We start from the raw sequence: 19,931 nt of genomic DNA, 5'->3' as shown, positions 1-19,931 counted from the left end.
ATGCGATATCAAGAATTTGGAACCACAGGTATGCAGTTTTCAGAGCTGTCACTGGGCACATGGGGCATTGGTGGCGCAGGTTGGGGCGATGTGGATGAAGCCACCCGTCTGGACGCCATCGTGGCCGCCATTGAATGTGGCATCAACACCATCGACACCGCGCCAGCCTACAACGCTGGCGTAGCTGAGTGCTATGTCGGTCGTGCCGTGGAAGCATTGGGGTGCCGTGACAAGGTGCATATCATCACAAAATGCGGCAACACCTTTGTGGATGGTGCCTATGTCCGCGATGGCAGACGAGACGCCATCAAGCGTCAATGCCAGCAGTCCTTAGAGAATTTACGCACCGATTACATCGACTTGTATCTGGTCCATTGGCCTGACCCCAAAGTCCCTCTTGCCGAAACCATCACCACGTTACAAAGCCTGAAAGAAGAAGGCATTGTCCGCCATGTGGGGGTGTCTAACTTCACCCAAGCTCAAATGGAAGAGGCCAGCCAACTTTGCCAACTAGAGGCCTATCAAGGGCAATTTTCCATGGTGCACCCCCAAGAACAGGCCTTGATGCAATGGTGCCAAAGCCAACGCATGGGGGTCATGACCTATGGCTCCATGGGCGCAGGAATTTTAACAGGGGCGCAACGCACCTTGCAACACTATGCCGACAACGATAACCGCTCTCGGTTCTATAAATTCTTCACCGAGCCCATGTTCTCTAAAGTCATGGACTTACTGGGAAAAATGGATGTGATTGCCGCCCAGCGTCAGGTACCACTGTCTCAAATCGCCCTCAACTGGGTGGCACAGAAAGACTTTGTATCCAACACCATCGTCGGGGCACAACACCGCCATAAAATCCAAGAAAACGCCCAAGCCTTCACTTGGACATTAACCCCAGAAGAGCTGGCGATTCTAGATGCAGCCGTGGCCGTGGCAAATAGCCTGTAAAGTTACCATCCTTTTAAAAACCAACAAAAATACTATGTTTTTCATATGAAAAAGACAGCGTTTATACGCTGTCTTTTTTGTCATTTCCCCCAAAAAAGCCAACACATTTCGTACAGATTTTCCCTTGCTTCCCCCGCAAATAAGGCATATACTGGAAATTGCAAAGTCCGAATATAAGGAGGAGTTTCATATGCCCTATTTTGTTACCGACGACCGCTGTAAGCTATATTATGAAGAAAAAGGCCAAGGGGAACCTTTGATTTTTGTCCATGGTTGGACCTGTAGCCGCCGCTACTTTAAAAACCAAGTGGCTGTGTTTGCCCAAAAGTACCGCGTCATCACCTATGACCTACGCGGTCACGGGGATTCTGACCGCAGTGACATCACCGAAACGGGCATGAGTCTTGACCGTTTTGCCATGGATTTGAAGGAATTGATGGACTATTTGAACATCAAAACCGCCAATATTTGTGGCTGGAGCATGGGCACCAGTATTTTGCTCAACTTCGTCCAACTCTATGGCTGTGACCGCCTGAAGAGCCTATGCTTCATCGACATGACCCCCAAACTACTCAACGACGATACATGGGATTTGGGTCAAGGCCGCAATTTGGATATGGCTGGCAACCTTGGCTTTATGGATGTCCTTGCCACCAATTGGCCTCTGGCCTGTGAGTTGTTCATCCCCAATCTGTTCCACGCCGGGGTAGACACCTCCTCCGAGCTGTTCCAATGGTGCATGGGGCAAGCTTTAAGCAACACACCTCACTGTATGCTCAATATGTGGATTGCCATGGCTGTCAAGGATTATCGCGCTGTTCTCCCCACCATCAGCGTGCCTGTGTTCCTTGCCTATAGCGGCGATGGCACCATCTATTTCCCTGCCCACGGCGAATATATGCAGGCCAACATCCCCACCACCACACTGGATATCTTCCCCGGCTGTGGCCATGGTTTATTTATGGAAAACCCCGAAAAGTTCAACGCCGATTACGGCGCTTTCCTTGCCGCTCTGTAAACATATAATGCAAAAAGCCGGCCACCTTGACCATGGTCAAGGTGGCCGGTCAGGCTGTCGAAAAAGTCCTGCGGGACTTTTTTACAGCCTGAAAGCATCGTTGACACGATGCCATTTTGTGTTATTTGCTCGCAAATAACACAAAATGCTGCCGTTGCGACGGCAAATGATTTAAATGTGGGCGGAAACCTACGGTTTCCCCCACTCCCCCTTCCCTTGGAACGGGGTTCTTTGACACGCTGACCGCCCTCCTTGACCTCGGTCAAGGAGGGCGGTTTGATATTGATTTTATCCTTGCAAATCGGCCACCAATGCATCGGCTAGCTCTTCTAGCGCCACACGTTGGGCTTCTTTCACAGAGGATTTTAAGGTGACGGACTGCTCTAGCAGTCTGATGTTTTTCATATGCTCCAACTCAGCACGCATCAGCTTGGCAGCTTGGGGTGCCCAAGAGCCGTTTTCGATGATGGCCACAGTACGATTTTGCACATTGTGTGCCTTCATATCAGAGAGCAAGGTTTCCATCGGCGTGAAAATCCCATTATTATAGGTGGCAGAAGCCAGCACAATATGGCTATATTGGAAGCACAACGACACCAGCTCAGACAGATGGGTCACCGACGCATCGTGGACGGCAATGTTGGTCACCCCACGGCGAGATAAGGCCCCAGCCAACACCAAAGCGGCATTTTCTGTATGCCCATACACGGAACCGTAAATCACCAGCACCGACTTCACCTCTGGGGTATAGGTGCTCCACTTTTGATATTTATCAATATACCACTCCACATTTTCACGCCAGATAGGGCCGTGTAAAGGGCAGATATATTGAATATCCAAATTGGCGGCTTTTTTCAACAATGCCTGCACTTGGGGGCCGTATTTACCCACAATGTTGGTGTAATACCGCCGTGCATCAGACAGCCAATCGTGCTCAAAATCCATTTGGTCGGCAAAGAGATTGCCGCTCAGCGCCCCAAAGGTGCCAAAGGCATCAGCGGAGAAGAGCACTTTATCGCTCATGTCATAGGTGACCATGGCCTCAGGCCAGTGAACCATGGGCGCCATGGCAAAGGTGAAGGTGTGTCGCCCAGTGCACAGGGTATCCCCTTCTTTCACAATCAGGCTTTGCCCTGTCATGTCAAAGTCGAAGAACTGGTCAATCATGGTCATGGTTTTGGCGTTGCCCACCACAGTCACACCGGGGTAGCGCAAAATCACGTCAATCAATGTGGCGCAGTGGTCAGGTTCCATATGGTTGATGACCACATAATCTAGGTTCCGCCCCTTGAGACAGGCTTCCAAATTTTCAAAAAACTGTTCGCCAACAGAACGGTCAACGGTGTCCATCAAGATGGTTTTCTCATCCATCACCAAATAGGCGTTGTAGCTAACGCCACGGGGGATGGGGTACGCATTTTCAAACAGCGCCAAACGGCGGTCTGAGTCGCCCAGCCAGAATAAATCGGGGGTTACAGTGCCATAGCAGTACATAGGGGTGATTCTCCTTTAAATTAAACTAAAAACGAAGGACTAAAAGTGAAAAACTATCCGCTGCGGCGGAGAAACGGGCGACCACAGGTCGCCTCTACAATTGGGCTATGCTGGGGGTGACGGGCGACCGCTGCCCCAGGGCACCCTCTCTTGCCCCTTTGGGGCAATTCACCTTGGGGTCGCCCCTACGTTTTGGATAACAGGACGAAAGAGCCTTGTCCGTTTTCGCAACAGAAAAGGCTCTTATCAGTCTTAATGGTGGTCGTGGCCGTCGTGGAGTTTTGCAAACTTTTCCTTGTCATAAGGGGTGTTGGTACGGATATAGTAATCCTCAATGGCGGCCCAAATGGCTTCTTCTGCCAGCACAGAACAGTGGATTTTATGAGTGGGCAAACCGCCCAGTGCATCCACCACGTCCTTATTGGTGACCGCCATGGCCTCTTCCAATGTTTTGCCCATAATCATCTCGGTGGAGATGGAGCTAGAGGCAATGGCAGAGCCACAGCCAAAGGTTTCAAACTTCACATCTTGAATGCGATTGTCCTCCACTTTCAGGTAAATACGCATGATATCGCCACATTTGGCGTTGCCCACAGAGCCAACGCCATCGGCGTCTTCCATGGTGCCTACATTGCGAGGGTTAGAGAAATGCTCCATAACTTCTTTACTATATAACATGAGGGGTGACTCCTTTATTCAAATCTGTCCACACGGGAGACATACTGCGCAGTAAGGCCACCACATCGCTGGTGGCTTGCACCATGTAATCCACTTCTTCTTGGGTGACGGTATGTCCCATGGTCAAACGCAGTGACCCGTGGGCAACTTCATGGGGGCGACCAATGCCCAAGAGGACGTGACTGGGGTCTAAATCTCCAGAGGTGCACGCAGAGCCAGAGGAGGCTTGAATGCCCTTGGCATCCAATAGCAATAGCAACGATTCCCCTTCAACCGCCTCAAAGCAAACATGGACATTGCCAGGTAGTCGCTTGGTGGCGTGGCCGTTGAGCACACTGTGGGGGATGGTCAAAAGCCCTTCAATGAGCCGATCGCGCATGGGAATCAGGTGCGCTGTGGCTTGTTCCATTTCTTCCAAAGCCACACGGAATGCGACGGCAGCAGAGATGATGGCTGGCAGGTTTTCTGTGCCAGAGCGACGGCTTCGCTCTTGTGCGCCACCGTAAATCAAGGGTTTGAGTAACATACCTTTGCGTGCGTAGAGCACCCCAACGCCTTTGGGTCCACCAAATTTATGGGCGGCAAGGCTCAGCATATCTACGCCCATGGCTTGCACATCCACAGCCACGTGTCCCACAGCTTGTACACCATCGGTGTGGAACAAAACCCCACGCCCTTTACACACAGCACCAATTTCGGCAATGGGGTTGATGGTGCCGATTTCATTGTTGGCGGTCATGATGGTCACAAGGCAGGTGTCTTCTCGTATGGCGGCTTCTACACGCTCTGGGGTCACCATGCCGTATTGGTCGGGGGCCAGCCGTGTGATGGCATAGCCTTGACTTTCCAAATGGTCTAAGGTGTGCAAAATGGCATGGTGTTCAATGGTTGTTGAAATGATGTGGCGCTTGTTTTTCCGTGCGCCCATGGCGGCACCAGAGGTGAGGGCTTGGGTATCCGCCTCACTGCCACCGCTGGTGAAGTAAATTTCTCGGGGGTCACAATTAAGCCCCTTAGCAAAGGTTTCACGGGCTTGATCCAAGGCCTGCTTGGCCTCTTGCCCCAAACTATGGAGGCTTGAGGGATTGCCATAAACCTTGCTCAGCGCCTCGCTCATGGCTTGGATTGCCACAGGGTGCATAGGGGTAGTTGCGGCGTAATCAGCGTATATATTCATAGGCTTGTCTCCTAATTCTAGCTGGCTTTATTCCTATAAAACTTCTAGGTAATACTGGTATATCATATATTTCCTGTAAAGTCAAGGGGAATTTAAAAAAGTTCATATTTTCGTGGGAATTTATCCCTTTTTCAGGTCACACATCCCTGCGCCACCCCGTTCCAACACAGAAACCAACGACACACTTTCTAAATACTCATCAATGATGCGGTCTAGTTCTTGCCACACAGGCAAAGAGGGGCAATGCTCCCCATTTTTGCAGGCACCGGGCTCTGCCAAGCAGGCAACAGGTGCCATGGTGCCTTCGGTGGCCTTAAGAATTTGTCCCAAGGTATAGTCTTCCAACGGCTTGGACAGGCGATAGCCCCCTAGTTTGCCCCGCAAACTCTCCAACAATTCTTGGCGGCACAGTGCAGCCACAATGCTCTCTAAATATTTCATAGAAATTTCTTGTCGCTCTGCCACATCACGCAGAGACAAATATTGACCGTTGCTATAGGTGGCAATGTCCACCATCACCCGTAGGGCATAACGTCCTTTGGTTGAAATCATCATCTGTGGGTGCACCTCACTTTTATTTTAAGGGTATTGTATTCTCTAGTATACTATAAGCGTGTACCCAAAGGCAAGCACAAATTCCCCTATTTAATACAGGAATTAAAAATGATAGGTATAAGCAGAATTAAAGGGTACAAAAAAGGCGCCGTATAAAAACCCGTTCCAAAGGGAAGAGGGTGCGGAGACTGACCTCGCAAGGGCGTTTCGGAGCCCAACCGCCGAAGGCGGCACTTAGGACGGAGACAACCGTAGGTTTCCGCCCGTATTTAAATCATTTGCCGTCGCAACGATGCTAAGAGGGTGTATAAAAAGCGGCGAGCCACTTTTTATACACCCTCTTTTGTACTTATAGGGAAATTTCTGCGCTTTCCCCAACTTCATAGCCTTCTAGCAAGGGGGAAACCTTTGCCAAAAACGCGTCCACTTGGGCGGAGCAACGACCGATGTAGTCGGCTGGGGTCAACAGGTGTTCCATTTCTTCCACAGTCATGGCAAAGCTACCGCTGTTAGCCAGACGCTCCAGCAAATCGCAACCCTTGCCAGCCTTCATTTGAGCCGTGGCTTCCATGGAGCATTCGCGGATGATTTCATGGAGTTCTTGGCGGTCACCACCACGTTTGACCCCTTCCATCATCAGGTTTTCTGTGGCGATGAAGGGCAGGTATTCACGGACAGTGGTTTCCACCACCACGTCGTTGACATGGATGCCGTTGGTGACGTTTTGCATCAAACGCAAGATGGCATCACAGCACAGGAACCCTTCTGGCATGGAAATACGGCGGTTGGCACTGTCGTCCAAGGTGCGTTCCAGCCATTGGGTGGAGGCAGTCATGGCGGCATTGGCGCTGTCGGCCATCAGATAGCGCGCCAGAGAGCAGATGCGTTCGCTGCGCATGGGGTTGCGCTTGTAAGCCATGGCAGAGGAGCCAATTTGGTTCTTTTCAAAAGGTTCTTCCAACTGGCGGTCATGTTGCAACAACCGCATATCATTGGCAAAGCGGTAACAGCTTTGGGCGATGGAGGCCAGCACGTTCAAAATACGGCTGTCCACCTTACGGGGATAGGTTTGACCGCACACGTCATAGCATTTTTCAAAGCCAAAGTCGGCGGCAATCAGACGGTTCATTTCGTCGATTTTCACGCCGTCGCCGTCGAAGAGTTCCACAAAGCTGGCTTCAGTGCCAGTGGTGCCACGGCAACCCAGGAATTTCAGGTTTTCGATGACAAAGTCCAGTTCTTCCAAGTCAGCCACCAAGTCTTGAAGCCAGAGGGTGCCACGCTTGCCAACGGTGACCAGTTGGGCAGGTTGATAGTGGGTGTAACCCAAGGTAGGGGTGGCCTTGTATTGGTCGGCAAATTTAGACAGGTTACTAATCACAGCCAACAATTCGCCACGCAAGTATTCCAAGCCAGAACGGTAAATCACCAAGTCGGCATTGTCGGTGACGTAACAGCTGGTGGCACCCAAGTGGATGATGCCAGCGGCAGAAGGTGCCACTTGACCGTAGGTGTACACGTGAGCCATCACATCGTGGCGCACCAGTGCTTCTCGCTTAGCAGCCATATCGAAGTCGATGTCAGTGAGATGCTGAGACAGTTCGTCCACTTGCTCAGCGGTGACAGGCAAGCCCAGCTTGTGCTCAGCTTTTGCCAAAGAAAGCCACAGTTGACGCCAAGTTTCAATCCGCTTTTGGGAAGAAAACAGGTGCAACATAAATGCAGACGCATAGCGAGAAGATAGGGGGGATTCGTATTTGGTGTGAGACATGGGGAGACCTCCAGTTTTTAGCTAAGAGCTAAGAGTGAATAGTGAAAAACTATCCGCCACACCCTAGGGTGCTTTCTCTTGCCCCGAGGGGCAATTCACCTTGGCGGGCGGGGATAGGAACGGAGAAACGTAGGGGCGACCTGTGGTCGCCCGTCGTTCTCTCTCGCCCGCAGGCGATAGTTTTCACTTTTAGTTTTTAGTTATTAGTTCATTTTGCGGTTTACCGCAAAATGATGGCATCACGTTCGGGGCCTACGGAGACGTAGCCGATGTGACAGCCGATTTTTTCTTCTACGTAGAGCACGTAGTCTTGGGCGGCTTTGGGCAGGTCTTCCCACTTGCGAACGCCAGAAATATCTTCTTTCCAACCTTCTACCATTTCAATGACAGGCTTGGCAGATTCCAGCAAGGCGGGAAATGGGAAGTTGTCGGTTTCCACGCCGTCGATGGTGTAGCGGACGCAGACAGGGATTTGTTCCATGTAGCTCATAACGTCCATTTTGGTGATGGCAATGTTGGTAGCGCCTTGGGTTTCCACACCGTAACGGGTGGCCACAATATCCAGAGGGCCAACACGACGGGGACGACCCGTTTTGGCACCATATTCGCCACCAGCGGCACGGAGTGCTTCGGCTTCGTCGCCAAACCATTCAGCGGTGAAGGGGCCTTCGCCCACGCAGGTGGAGTAAGCCTTCACCACACCGATGACTTCGTCCAAACGAGCACCGGGCAACCCAGAACCCACAGGGGCATAGGCGGCAATGGCGTTGGAGGAAGTGGTGTAGGGGTGAATACCGTAGTCAAGGTCACGCAATGCGCCCAGTTGGGCTTCAAACAAGATGTGTTTGCCCTTCTTTTGTGCGTCTTTTAAGAACAGGCCAGTATCACAGATATAAGGCTTGATTTTTTCGCAGTAGGTGTCCACCCATTCCATGATGGAATCGATGGTGTAAGGCTTGGCGCCGTAGACCTTTTCCAAAGTCAAGTTTTTCCATTCCAGCAGGTCAGCCAAGTGAGCCTTCAGGTGTTCAGGGTACAGCAATTCCCCAGCCAGAACGGTTTTCTTTTGGTATTTATCGCTGTAGAAAGGGGCAATCCCTTGACGGGTAGAGCCAAATTTCTTGTCAGCCAGACGGGCTTCTTCCAAGTTGTCCAAGTCACGGTGCCAAGGCAACAACAGGGAAGCACGGTCACTGATTTTCAAGTTTTCAGGGGTCAAAGCCACGCCTTGGCTCATGACTTCTTCCATTTCAATCCACAGATTCTCGCAGTCAACAGCCACGCCGTTGCCCAAAATATTCACCACGTCAGGACGGAAAATGCCAGAGGGCAACAGGTGCAGTGCGAATTTACCAAATTCATTGATAACGGTGTGACCAGCGTTGCCTCCACCTTGATAGCGCACCACCACATCATAATCGCTGGTGATTAAGTCTACCATGCGGCCTTTGCCTTCATCGCCCCAGTTAATGCCTACGATTGCACAATTGGACATAAAAATCAAACCTCCCGACAAGTTATGTGTCGTTCTTTTCTAAATAATAGGGCATGGATTCAGTCCATACACCACATTATTATACAGAAAAGTCAACCATAAGTAAAGCAGAAAGTTTTAATGTTTACCATTATTTAATATGATATCGATGATCATACCTTGCAAGATATGGTTTGCAAAGGGAAAATTTTATGGTATACTATGGTGAGAAATAATAGCGTAGGGGCGACCTGTGGTCGCCCGCCAACGTTACGAATATCTAAATAAAAAACGAGGGACTGTATATGCACACAATTGGATTTGACAACAACCTATATTTGCAAACCCAATCCCAGCACATCAAAGAGCGCATTTCCACCTTTGGGGGAAACTATATTTGGAGTTCGGTGGGAAACTGTTTGATGATTTCCATGCCTCCCGTGTCCTGCCCGGCTTTGCCCCAGACAGCAAACTACAAATGCTACAACAATTAAAAGAAGACGTGGAAATCGTCATCGCCATCAACGCTGGGGACATTGAAAGCAACAAGCTCCGTGGCGACTTGGGCATCCCTTACGGGGAAGATGTGCTCCGCCTCATTGACAACTTCCGTGGAGAAGGTTTGTACGTGGGCAGTGTGGTGCTGACCCGCTACACAGGACAAGCCGCCGCCGATGGCTTTTTGAAGCGTTTGCAAACCTTGGGCATCCAATGCTACCGCCACTATCCCATCGCTGGCTACCCCTCTGACGTAACCCACATTGTCAGCGATGACGGCTTGGGGAAAAACGAATATATCGAAACCACTCGCTCTTTGGTGGTGGTCACCGCCCCTGGCCCTGGCAGCGGTAAAATGGCCACTTGCCTCTCTCAGCTGTATCACGACCACAAGCGTGGCGTGGGCGCAGGCTATGCCAAATTTGAAACCTTCCCCATTTGGAACCTGCCTTTAAAGCACCCTGTCAACCTTGCTTACGAAGCCGCCACTGCCGATTTGGACGACGTGAACATGATTGACCCCTTCCATTTGGAAGCCTATGAAAAAGTCACCGTCAACTATAACCGCGACATTGAGATTTTCCCTGTGCTCCATGCCATTTTCGAGAAAATCCACGGTGCTTGCCCCTACCAATCTCCCACCGACATGGGGGTCAACATGGCTGGCAACTGCATCGTTGATGACGGCGCTTGCCAAGCCGCCTCTAAAATGGAGATTTTGCGTCGCTATTACGATGCCAAAGTCCAACTTTTACAAGGCAAATGCGAAGAAAAAATGGTGCACACCTTAGAGTTTGTCATGCAACAAGCTGGGGTCACCCCCGACCTGTGCCCAGCCGTGGCTGTGTCTTTGGAAAAAGCAGAATCCACCGCCGCTCCTGCAGGTGCCATGGTGCTCCCTGACGGCACCGTGGTCACAGGCAAAACCTCTGATACCTTGGGTGCATCGGCGGCATTGCTACTGAACGCCCTGAAATCTCTGGGAGGCATCGACCACAGCTTTGAGCTGATTGCAAGCTCTGTGTTGGCACCCGTGTGCCACTTGAAAACAGGGTACATGGGGCATAAAAACCCCAGATTGCACAGTAATGAAGTGCTGATGGCGCTGGCCATTTCCGCCCTGACCAACCCCCTTGCCGCCCATGCACAGGCACAATTGCCCAAGCTGAAAGGCTGTGAGGCTCACTTCTCCGTGGTGCTCCCTGATGTGGACGCCAAACTGTACAAGCAACTAGGGGTTCTGGCCAGCTGCGAAGCACGGTATGAGAGAGCGAAATTGTATCATAAATAATCTGCTGCCGCAGGGGCTTTCTTTAGCTCCGCCCCTTGTCGGGGCGGTCAATCCTTTACCCTGTGGGAGTTTTCTTTTGATAGACTTTTTCTCCACTCCCGTGGGGGCTGCTGCCGCAGGGGCTTTCTTTAGCTCCGCCCCTTGTCGGGGCGGTCAATCCTTTACCCTGTGGGAGTTTTCTTTTGATAGACTTTTCCCACTCCGTGGGGGCTGCTGCCGCAGGGGCTTTCTTCGCCCTTCTCCCTTTGTAGGGGCGCCCATTGGGCGCCCGTGGAAATCAATTGCAATTTGCTTCACCCTGTGGGAATTCTCTTTTGATAGACTTTTTCTCCACTCCCGTGGGGGCTGCTGCCGCAGGGGCTTTCTTTTGTAGAGGGCGAATTGTCAAGTCAAGTGCAACACTTTGTTATAAAAGACTTCGAGAGGAGTTTTCCAACCAAGGCATTTGCGGGGTCTCGTGTTTAGTTTGTAGGCAACGTCTTGAATAAATGCATCGGATAATGGTGCAATGTCGCTGCGCTTGGGAATGTATTCTCGAATGAGGCCGTTGCTATTTTCGTTGGTTCCACGCTCCCACGGGGCATGAGGTTTTGGAAAGTAAAACTCCATGCCCAGCGCTGCTGTCACATCAGCGTGGTCTGTAAACTCCACGCCTCGGTCTGGCGTGATGGTATGGCGCATTTCTGGTGGCAGTTTAGAGAAAATAGCAATCATATTTTCTGCTACCTCAGCAGCAATTTTTCTCTGACATTTGGCTATGAACACAATTCGTGATAATCGGTCATTCAACGTTAACAAGCAGGCACCGCCTTTTTTACCAGCTACAGTATCTGCTTCAAAATCACCCAGTCGTTCTCGCTTGTTGGCCGCATCTGGACGTTGGTCTAAATGGTTTGAAATCACCACTTTTCCTCTTGGTTTTTGCCCTCTCGGCTTTCCTTTGTGTCGAAGATGCCGTTTTGCGCCCTTATTTCCTTTCGATCTCTTCTCTTGTAATGTGTCATATTTCCCACCATAAATAGCCCTGTAAATTGTGGTATAGCTGATTTGAATTGGTGAATTTTCAAAGAATAAACGGTTTTGAATTTCTTCTGGCGACCACTGTTTCTCAATGAATAACTCTTTGATTTTCTTATATACAATTGGGTTGTCTAGCTTCGCGTGGCGGCGACATTTTTTTCGTCGTACATGATATTTTTGCTCAGCTTTTACCGCCGAATACTCTTTTGTATTTTGATTTCTATTTCGTTTTACTTCTCGAGAAATTGTAGATACATTTCGCCCCATCGCTTGGGCTATAAAGCGCAAACTTTTCTTTTCATACAAAAATAATAATAGATTTTCTCTTTCTTCTATGTTAAGATGTTGATAATGATTCATTGAGAGAATCTCCTTTCATGTTGTCCGCTAACACCATGATACATGATTTTTCTCAATGAGTCATTTGTTTTTTTACTGTTGCACTTACAGTGTATATTCGCCAGATACAAAAGAAACAAAAAATCTTGCACGTGGCGGCTGACCACTTGTGGTCAGCCGTCTCACGTGCTCCCATTTTATACGGATGGTGCGTGTGAGTGGGTGCGGTGCTATCGGGTGGGTTTGTCACACCCGTTCGGCTTTTCGTGTGGGATGCGCGAACCAACGCTGATTGCTGCCGCACGTTTGTCGTACGGGGACGTTGTACCACGCATTTGAGGTGCCTAAGATTGTGGACGTCGGTTGGTGCGGTGGCGTTGGGTGGGCGCTGACCTGCGGTCAGCTTGGCTTGTATGCAATGGTGTTTCCTTGTAGGGGCGCGCATTGCGCGCCCGTGTTACCCAGCGCCGCCGCACCTACCCACACCCACACCTTAGGCACCCCCAAGAAACCGCACCATTTTTCTGCAACATCGCAACAGGGCGAAGCCCGAAAGAATACTTCGAGACAAATCAGGCATCTCGGTGCCGCTCAAGAGAGCGTGGCACTCCAGTGATGAACCCCCGTAAAATCCCCTTTTTTCACTCGACCGCAGTCGTCGTGAAAAAATCGTTTTTTGATTCTTTTTTTCGACAAAAAAAGAATGCCCCACCGGCAGGTGATTGCCCCGTAGGGGTAAAATCCAACAATTTAAAGTGAATCTGAAAACGGACGCCCAATGGGCGCCCCTACGATGGAGTGAAGGGGAACACCCCCACCGACAGGTAACCCCACCGGCAGCAGACCGCCCCGTAGAGGCAAAAAACCACCCTGTTAAGGGCGAAAAGGAGACACAACCATGACCCAAATCATCCAACAACTGGCTGAGGAACTGTCCCAGCCCATTCAATACGTTGCCAACGTCATCGCCCTGATGGACGAGGGCAACACCATCCCCTTCATCGCACGCTACCGCAAGGAACAACACGGTGCTATGGACGACACCGTCCTGCGTAACTTGGAAGAACGGCTCACCTATTTAAAAGGACTGTTCGACCGCAAAGACACCGTCCGTGCCAACATTGAAGAACAGGGCAAGCTGACCGAAGAACTGTCCACCGCCATCACCAATGCCAAAACCTTAGCTGAGGTGGAGGATTTGTACCGCCCTTACAAGCAAAAGCGTCGCACCCGTGCCACCATGGCAAAAGAAAAAGGTCTGGAACCACTGGCAGAATTGCTCTTCGCCCAAAAACGAGATTGCCCCTTGCCAGAGGTGGCGGCGGCGGACTATGTAAACCCCGAACTTGGTGTCAACACCGCGGAAGAAGCCTTGGCTGGTACGTCGGACATTATTGCCGAAACCATCAGCGACGATGCGACTTTGCGCAAGCAACTCCGTGAATGGCTCCAAGTCCAAGGGAAGCTGACCTCCACCGCCAACACTGAGGACGACACGGTGTATCGCCTGTATTACGAATTCGCCCAAGGGGTGAGCCGTCTCCAAGGCCATCAAATTATGGCCATGAACCGTGGGGAAAAGGAAGGGATGCTGAAGCTGTCTCTGGACTGCGACCAAGAGCGCGCCATGCAGATGGTGTGTCGCCACGTCATCATGCCCGGCTCTAACGCCATGAACTTTGTGAAAGCCGCCGCCCAAGATGGGTTTGACCGCTTGATCTACCCCTCTTTAGAGCGTGAAATCCGTAGTGATTTAACCGACAAAGCCCACCAAGGCGCCATCGGTCAATTTGCGTTGAACTTAAAGCCCCTTCTCATGCAACCACCCATCAAAGGCAAGGTGACCATGGCACTTGACCCCGGTTTCCGCATGGGTTGCAAGGTGGCAGTCATTGACCCCACTGGTCGGATTTTGGACACCACTGTGGTGTATCCCACCCATGGGGAACGTCAAAAAGAAGAGTGCATCACCAAGCTATCTAGCTTGATTCGCCGCCATAAAGTGGCCCACATTGCCATCGGCAACGGTACCGCCTCTCGCGAAACCGAGCAGATGGCAGTGGAAATGATTTCTCGCATCGGTGGCGACGTGAGCTACATGATGGTCAACGAAGCAGGGGCATCTGTCTATTCTGCGTCCCCTCTGGCGGCCAAAGAAATGCCAGATTTGGACGTGAACCTCCGCTCCGCTGTGTCCATTGCACGGCGATTGCAAGACCCTTTGGCAGAGCTGGTGAAAATCGACCCAAAATCCATCGGTGTGGGGCAATATCAACACGATTGCCCTGCCAAACAAATGGACTTGACCTTAGGCGCCGTGGTGGAAGATTGCGTCAACGCTGTGGGTGTGGACGTGAACACCGCCTCCCCCTCTCTGCTGACCTATGTGGCAGGTTTGAACGGCACCACTGCCAAGAATTTGGTGGCCTACCGTGAAGAAAACGGTGCCTTCACCACCCGCAAACAAGTGCTGAAAGTGCCCAAACTGGGCCCCAAAGCCTTTGAACAATGCGCTGGCTTCCTGCGGATTCCTGAGAGCAAAGATTTGTTAGAGCGCACTGGCGTTCACCCCGAATCCTATGCCGCCGCCAAGACCTTGCTAGAACTGTGTGGTTACACCTTAAAAACTGTCAAGGTAGAAGACTTGCAAAACCTTGCCACCCAAGTGGAAGGCGAAGGCTGGGACAAAGCTGCCCAAGTCTGTGGCGTGGGCGTTCCTACATTAAAAGACATCGTCAAAGAACTGGCCAAACCCGGTCGTGACCCTCGTGACGAGTTGCCCAAGCCTGTTTTGCGCAAAGATGTGCTGGACATGAAGGACTTGAAAGCAGGCATGGTGCTGACAGGCACCGTCCGCAACGTCATCGACTTCGGTGCCTTCGTGGATATCGGTGTCCACCAAGACGGCCTTGTCCATGTGTCTCAAGTGTCCAACCAATTCATCAAGCATCCTTCTCAAGTGGTCAGCGTTGGCGACGTGGTGAAGGTGATTGTGCTAGAAGTAGACGAAAAGAAAAAGCGGATTTCCCTGTCCATGAAACAGGTACCCAAGGAAAGCTAAGAACTAAAAGTGAATAGTGAAAAACTATCGCCTATGGGGGATATCGTAGGGGAGCGCAGTGCGCTCCCGTGTCTCCGCCCGTGGCGGATAGTTTTTCACTTTTAGTCCTTAGTTTTTAGTTAGGAGGAACGACTATGACCCTTCTCACCATTGACGACGTGGAGCAATACCTTGAAACCCTGCTAGACACCTTCCCACCTGCTTTGTTTGAAGAATTAAACGGTGGTGTCACCTTAGAGGAAGCAACCCGTGACGACCCAGAATTTCCAGCTGGGGAAGTGTACATCATGGGTGAGTATATCGTGGATTATTTGGGCAATTCCATCGTGCTGTACTACGGTTCCATGGTGGAAATCGCCAAAAAAGAGCAGTGGGATTTGGCCGATTGGCAGAAAGAATTGAAAGATACTTTTTCCCATGAGTTGACCCACCATATGGAGTGGCGCTCTGGCACCAAGGCGTTAGATGTGAAGGACGCATTGGAACTTGAGGCCATGCGACAGGCCTTTCAGGAGGAACAAGTATGACCATTTGGCAACAATTACACAGTATCCTATCCGCTGGCGAACCTGCCATGCTGGTGTCGGTGGTGTCTGCCACAGGTTCTACCCCACGGGGTGCTGGGGCCTGCATGGTGTTGACCCAAGACGGCAAATCCATAGGCACCATCGGCGGTGGTAACGTGGAATACGATGCCCAGCGCCGTGGGCGCGCCCTGCTCCAAACAGGGGGCAATGACCTCCAATCTTTCCGCTTTATCCAAGGGGAAGCCGCCAGTTTAGGCATGGTCTGTGGCGGTGATTTGACCGTCCATTTTCATACCCTGACCCCTGTCGATTTGCCAAACTTGCAAGGGCTGGAGCAAACCGATGCCACCAGTTTCCTCTGCCGTCAACTGGACGGTAGTGCTGTTGTGGATATGAAAATTACGACCCAACCAGAGTGGTTTGCCGTGCCTGTGGTGGAGGTGCGCCGTGTGTTGGTGTTCGGCGGCGGACACGTTTCCCAAGCACTGGTGCCCATGCTGTCCATGGCTGGCTACACCTCTGTGGTTTACGATGACCGTGCCGAATTTGCGGATAAAACCCTGTTCTCTGGTGTACATGACGTAATATTAGGTGATTTTAATACTATCTGTAATCGAATTGCCGTGAAATCCACTGATGCTGTCATCGTCATGACCCGTGGTCACCAAGCAGATTATGAAGTGTTGACTCAAACCATGGACAAAGGCTGTTGGTACGTGGGGTGCATTGGTTCCAAAACCAAGTTGGCAGTCTGTCGCGGACGGATGCTAGAAGCTGGGTTTAGCCCCACATTGCTAGACACCCTTCACGCCCCCATCGGCTTGCCCCTAGGCGGTCGCACCCCAGCCCAAATTGCCATCGCTGTGGTGGCAGAGTTGATAGCCGTGGAACACGGAACCAGAGCGCTGTTTGGGTAAAAATATTTCCGCAACCTGAAGGGTCACCCTTCGGTCTTCGCAGGGGCACGCACTGTGCGTCTGTAGAACTCAATTGCAATTTGCTTTACCCTGTGAGAGTTCTCTTTTGATAGACTTTTCCCACTCCGTGGGGGCTGCTGCCGCAGGGGCTTTCTTCGCCCTCTCCCCTTGTAGGGGCGCCCATTGGGCGCCCGTGGAAATCAATTGCAATTTGCTTCACCCTGTGGAATTTCTCTTTTGATAGACTTTACCCACTCCCGTGGGGGGGCGCTCGCCGCGCGGGCATTACTTTGCAAAGATGCAAAGTAACCAAAAATCTTGCACGTGGCAGATGACCACTTGTGGTCATCTGTCTCACGTGCTCCCATTTTATACGGATGGTACGAATGAGTGGGTGCGGTGCTATTGGGTGGGTGCTTCACACCCGTTCGGCTTATCGTGTGGGATGCGCGAACCAACGCTGATTGCTGCCGCACATTTCTCGTACGATGACATGGGAACACGCGTGTGAGGTGCCTTACAGGGTGGACGTCGGTTGGTGCGGTGGCACTGGGGGGCGCTGACCTGCGGTCAGCTTGGTTTGTATGCAATGGTGTTCCTTGTAGGGGCGACCTGCGGTCGCCCGTCTTACCCAACACCACCGCACTATACCACACCCACAACCGAGGCACGCCCAAGAAACCGCACCATTTTTCTGCAACATCGCAACAGGGCGAAGCCCGACAGGATACTTCGCGTCAAATCAGGCATCTCGGTGCCGCTCAAGAGAGCGTGGCACCCCAGTGATGGACCCCCGTAAAAAGCCTCTTTTTTCACTCGACCGCAGTCGTCGTGAAAAAATCGTTTTTTGATTCTTTTTGTCGATACAAAAAGAATGCCCCACCGGCAGGTGACCGCCCCGTAGGGGCAAAAAAATAATTCAGAGTGAATCGGAAAACGGACGCCCAATGGGCGCCCCTACGATGGGGTGGGGGGAACGCCCGTCTGGCAAGACACCGCCCCGTAGGGGCAAAGCCGTCCGCAGGACACCTCCCCTGTTGTCCACCCCACGTGTACAAAGATACATAAAAAACTGGGGGTAATACCCAAGTGTATTTTGTATATTTCGTCATTGACAATTCTTCTTTAGAGTGATAAACTTCTGATATACCAAAGAAAACAAAGGTATGACAACTGAAAACAATCAACAACGGCGTTGATGGAGAAAAGTATTGCAAAGGTACTGTCGCAGTGAGCCAAGGAGAGTGGAAACTTGGTACAAGTGGTTGCAAGAAGAACACTCCGTAGCTGCAATCCGAAAGCCATGGCTAGTAGGTGCGTCGACTTGCAATCGTTACATTGCACGGGCTTGGTAGAGCCTTGAAGGTGACTGTTTACACAGTAAATTAGGTGGCACCGCGGATAGCAGCTATTCGTCCTAAAGTTTTTAACTTAAGGAACGTAGTAGCTGCATTTATTTTTTCATTTTATCTGGAGGACAACTAATATGTGTGCAATCATGGGCTTTACAAAGCCAACCATTTCCAAAGAACAAGTGCAAGTTCACTTCGACAAAACCATCGCCCGCGGCCCTGACATGAGTAAAATTGTAGACGCTGGCTCTGGCCTTCTCTGCTTCCATCGTCTGGCCATCATGGGTCTTTCCCCCGAAGGGATGCAACCCTTTGAGCTGGACGGCGACATGGTGGTTTGCAACGGCGAGCTGTACGGCTTCCGCCCCTTGAAACGTCAACTCAGCGAAAAATACACCTTCGTCAGTGGTTCTGACTGTGAAATTTTGCTTCCCCTATATAAAGAACACGGCCTTGATATGTTCGCCATGCTAGACGCTGAATATGCCCTGATTATTTACGATAGCAAGACCGACAGCCTGATTGCCGCCCGTGACCCCATCGGCATTCGCCCCTTGTTCTACGGCTATGACGACGGTGGCAGCATTGTCTTCGCCAGCGAAGCCATCAACTTGGTAGGCCTGTGCGACGAAATCATCGCCTTCCCTCCCGGACATTACTATGCCCACGGCGAATTTGTAAAATATGCAGATTTGACCACCGTGGACGCTTACCACACCGACGATTTGGAAGCCACCTGCAAGCAAATCCGCAATAAATTGGTGGCCGCCGTTGACAAGCGTTTGGATGCTGACGCACCTTTGGGCTTCTTGCTCTCTGGCGGTTTGGACTCCTCTTTGGTCTGCGCCATCAGCGCCATTGTGTTGGGTAAGAAAATTCGCACCTTCGCCGTTGGCATGGATAAAGATGCCATCGATTTGAAATACGCCAAACAAGTGGCTGAGTTCATCGGCTCTGACCACACCGAAATTTACATGACCCGTGATTCTGTCATTGAAAACCTAGAATTTGTCATCAAAACCCTAGGTACTTGGGACATTACCACCATCCGCGCTTCTATGGGTATGTATATGTGCTGTAAGGGTATCCACGAACAAACCGATGTCCGTGTGCTCTTAACTGGCGAAATCTCCGACGAATTGTTCGGCTATAAATACACCGACTTTGCACCCTCTGACGAAGCCTTCCAACAAGAGTCCAAGAAACGTATGGACGAATTGTTCATGTACGATGTGCTCCGTGCTGACCGCACCATCTCTGCCACATCCATCGAAGCCCGTGTACCCTTTGGCGATTTGGACTTCGTGAAATACGTCATGGCCATCAACCCTGCCATGAAGCGCAACTCTTACGACATGGGCAAATATCTCCTGCGTCACGCTTTTGAAGCCGACAAGATGTTGCCTGAAGATATTCTCTGGCGTCAAAAGGCCGCCTTCTCCGATGCTGTGGGTCACTCCATGGTGGACGATTTGAAAGCCTATGCTGAAGAATGCTACACCGACGCAGACTACGAAACCAAGCGCCAACAATACACCTACTGCATGCCTTTCACCAAGGAAAGCCTGCTGTATCGTGAGCTGTTTGAAAAATATTACCCCGGCCAAGCAACCATGATCAAAGATTTCTGGATGCCCAACAAAGAATGGGAAGGTTGCAACGTCAACGACCCCTCCGCCCGTGTCCTAGGCAACTACGGCGCCAGCGGCGTGTAAAAAAGACACACCGTTTTATTTGTAGGGGCGGATATTATCCGCCCGCATCCCAAGTACCCCCTCAAACGGGCGGATGATATCCGCCCCTACATAATT

At 51.1% G+C, this 19,931-nt stretch carries 13 protein-coding genes, 1 pseudogene and 1 other annotated feature; of the genes and pseudogenes, 7 read left to right on the top strand and 7 right to left on the bottom strand.

From position 1 onward, the window contains the following. Together RFF05_RS11855 and RFF05_RS11850 are read left to right on the top strand one after the other, a co-directional pair. Nucleotides 1-948, top strand: coding sequence for an aldo/keto reductase (locus tag RFF05_RS11855; RefSeq protein ID WP_409967294.1), 948 nt, complete (start codon nt 1-3; stop codon nt 946-948). Between the two features lie 190 nt (nt 949-1,138). Beyond that, the gene (locus RFF05_RS11850; RefSeq protein ID WP_409967293.1) at nt 1,139-1,966 is read left to right on the top strand and encodes an alpha/beta fold hydrolase; all 828 of its coding nucleotides are present in this window, start codon (nt 1,139-1,141) and stop codon (nt 1,964-1,966) included. 288 nt (nt 1,967-2,254) lie between these two features. On the opposite strand, the gene RFF05_RS11845 is transcribed toward RFF05_RS11850, so the two are convergent. The 6 genes from RFF05_RS11845 to RFF05_RS11820 all read right to left on the bottom strand — a co-directional run bounded on the left by RFF05_RS11845 (nt 2,255) and on the right by RFF05_RS11820 (nt 9,136). Beyond that, complete coding sequence (locus RFF05_RS11845) at nt 2,255-3,460, bottom strand: FprA family A-type flavoprotein (RefSeq protein WP_409967292.1); 1,206 nt, start codon at nt 3,458-3,460, stop codon at nt 2,255-2,257. A 252-nt stretch (nt 3,461-3,712) separates the two neighbouring features. Continuing rightward, complete coding sequence (nifU, locus tag RFF05_RS11840) at nt 3,713-4,138, bottom strand: Fe-S cluster assembly scaffold protein NifU (RefSeq protein WP_409967291.1); 426 nt, start codon at nt 4,136-4,138, stop codon at nt 3,713-3,715. Beyond that, entirely contained in the window at nt 4,128-5,315 is a 1,188-nt protein-coding gene (locus RFF05_RS11835; protein ID WP_409967290.1) for a cysteine desulfurase family protein, read from the bottom strand. Before RFF05_RS11835 ends, nifU begins: the two co-directional genes overlap by 11 nt. 120 nt (nt 5,316-5,435) lie before the next feature. Continuing rightward, nucleotides 5,436-5,870: an RrF2 family transcriptional regulator gene (locus RFF05_RS11830; RefSeq protein ID WP_409967289.1), complete on the bottom strand. Its 435-nt coding sequence runs from the start codon at nt 5,868-5,870 to the stop codon at nt 5,436-5,438. A gap of 349 nt (nt 5,871-6,219) precedes the next feature. Further along, nucleotides 6,220-7,641 carry an adenylosuccinate lyase gene (gene purB / locus RFF05_RS11825; protein ID WP_409967288.1) on the bottom strand — a complete coding sequence of 474 codons (1,422 nt, stop codon included), beginning with the start codon at nt 7,639-7,641 and terminating at the stop codon, nt 6,220-6,222. Nucleotides 7,642-7,861: 220 nt separating this feature from the next. After that, complete coding sequence (locus RFF05_RS11820) at nt 7,862-9,136, bottom strand: adenylosuccinate synthase (protein WP_409967287.1); 1,275 nt, start codon at nt 9,134-9,136, stop codon at nt 7,862-7,864. Between the two features lie 284 nt (nt 9,137-9,420). Between RFF05_RS11820 and RFF05_RS11815 the strand changes: the two are divergent. After that, nucleotides 9,421-10,904, top strand: a pseudogene (locus RFF05_RS11815) (DUF1846 domain-containing protein). Between the two features lie 384 nt (nt 10,905-11,288). Here RFF05_RS11815 and RFF05_RS11810 read toward each other — a convergent pair. Beyond that, nucleotides 11,289-12,284, bottom strand: coding sequence for an IS30 family transposase (locus tag RFF05_RS11810; RefSeq protein ID WP_409967286.1), 996 nt, complete (start codon nt 12,282-12,284; stop codon nt 11,289-11,291). A gap of 877 nt (nt 12,285-13,161) precedes the next feature. Here RFF05_RS11810 and RFF05_RS11805 point away from each other — a divergent pair. From RFF05_RS11805 to asnB, 4 genes are all read left to right on the top strand, one after another. Then, nucleotides 13,162-15,324, top strand: coding sequence for a Tex family protein (locus RFF05_RS11805; RefSeq protein ID WP_409967285.1), 2,163 nt, complete (start codon nt 13,162-13,164; stop codon nt 15,322-15,324). A gap of 134 nt (nt 15,325-15,458) precedes the next feature. Further along, the gene (locus RFF05_RS11800; protein WP_409967284.1) at nt 15,459-15,851 is read left to right on the top strand and encodes a metallopeptidase family protein; all 393 of its coding nucleotides are present in this window, start codon (nt 15,459-15,461) and stop codon (nt 15,849-15,851) included. After that, nucleotides 15,848-16,768 carry a xanthine dehydrogenase accessory protein XdhC gene (xdhC, locus tag RFF05_RS11795; RefSeq protein ID WP_409967283.1) on the top strand — a complete coding sequence of 307 codons (921 nt, stop codon included), beginning with the start codon at nt 15,848-15,850 and terminating at the stop codon, nt 16,766-16,768. The genes RFF05_RS11800 and xdhC overlap by 4 nt, the downstream gene beginning before the upstream one ends. 1,186 nt (nt 16,769-17,954) lie before the next feature. Further along, nucleotides 17,955-18,191: a binding site (T-box leader), on the top strand. A 63-nt stretch (nt 18,192-18,254) separates the two neighbouring features. After that, nucleotides 18,255-19,835, top strand: coding sequence for an asparagine synthase B (asnB, locus tag RFF05_RS11790; RefSeq protein WP_409967282.1), 1,581 nt, complete (start codon nt 18,255-18,257; stop codon nt 19,833-19,835). Nucleotides 19,836-19,931: the final 96 nt, after the last annotated feature.

Origin of the sequence: Bengtsoniella intestinalis, from assembly GCF_039719005.1 — a bacterium.
Lineage (GTDB): Bacteria > Bacillota > Clostridia > Oscillospirales > Oscillospiraceae > Oscillibacter > Oscillibacter intestinalis.
This window is presented reverse-complemented; position numbering and strand designations above follow the sequence as displayed.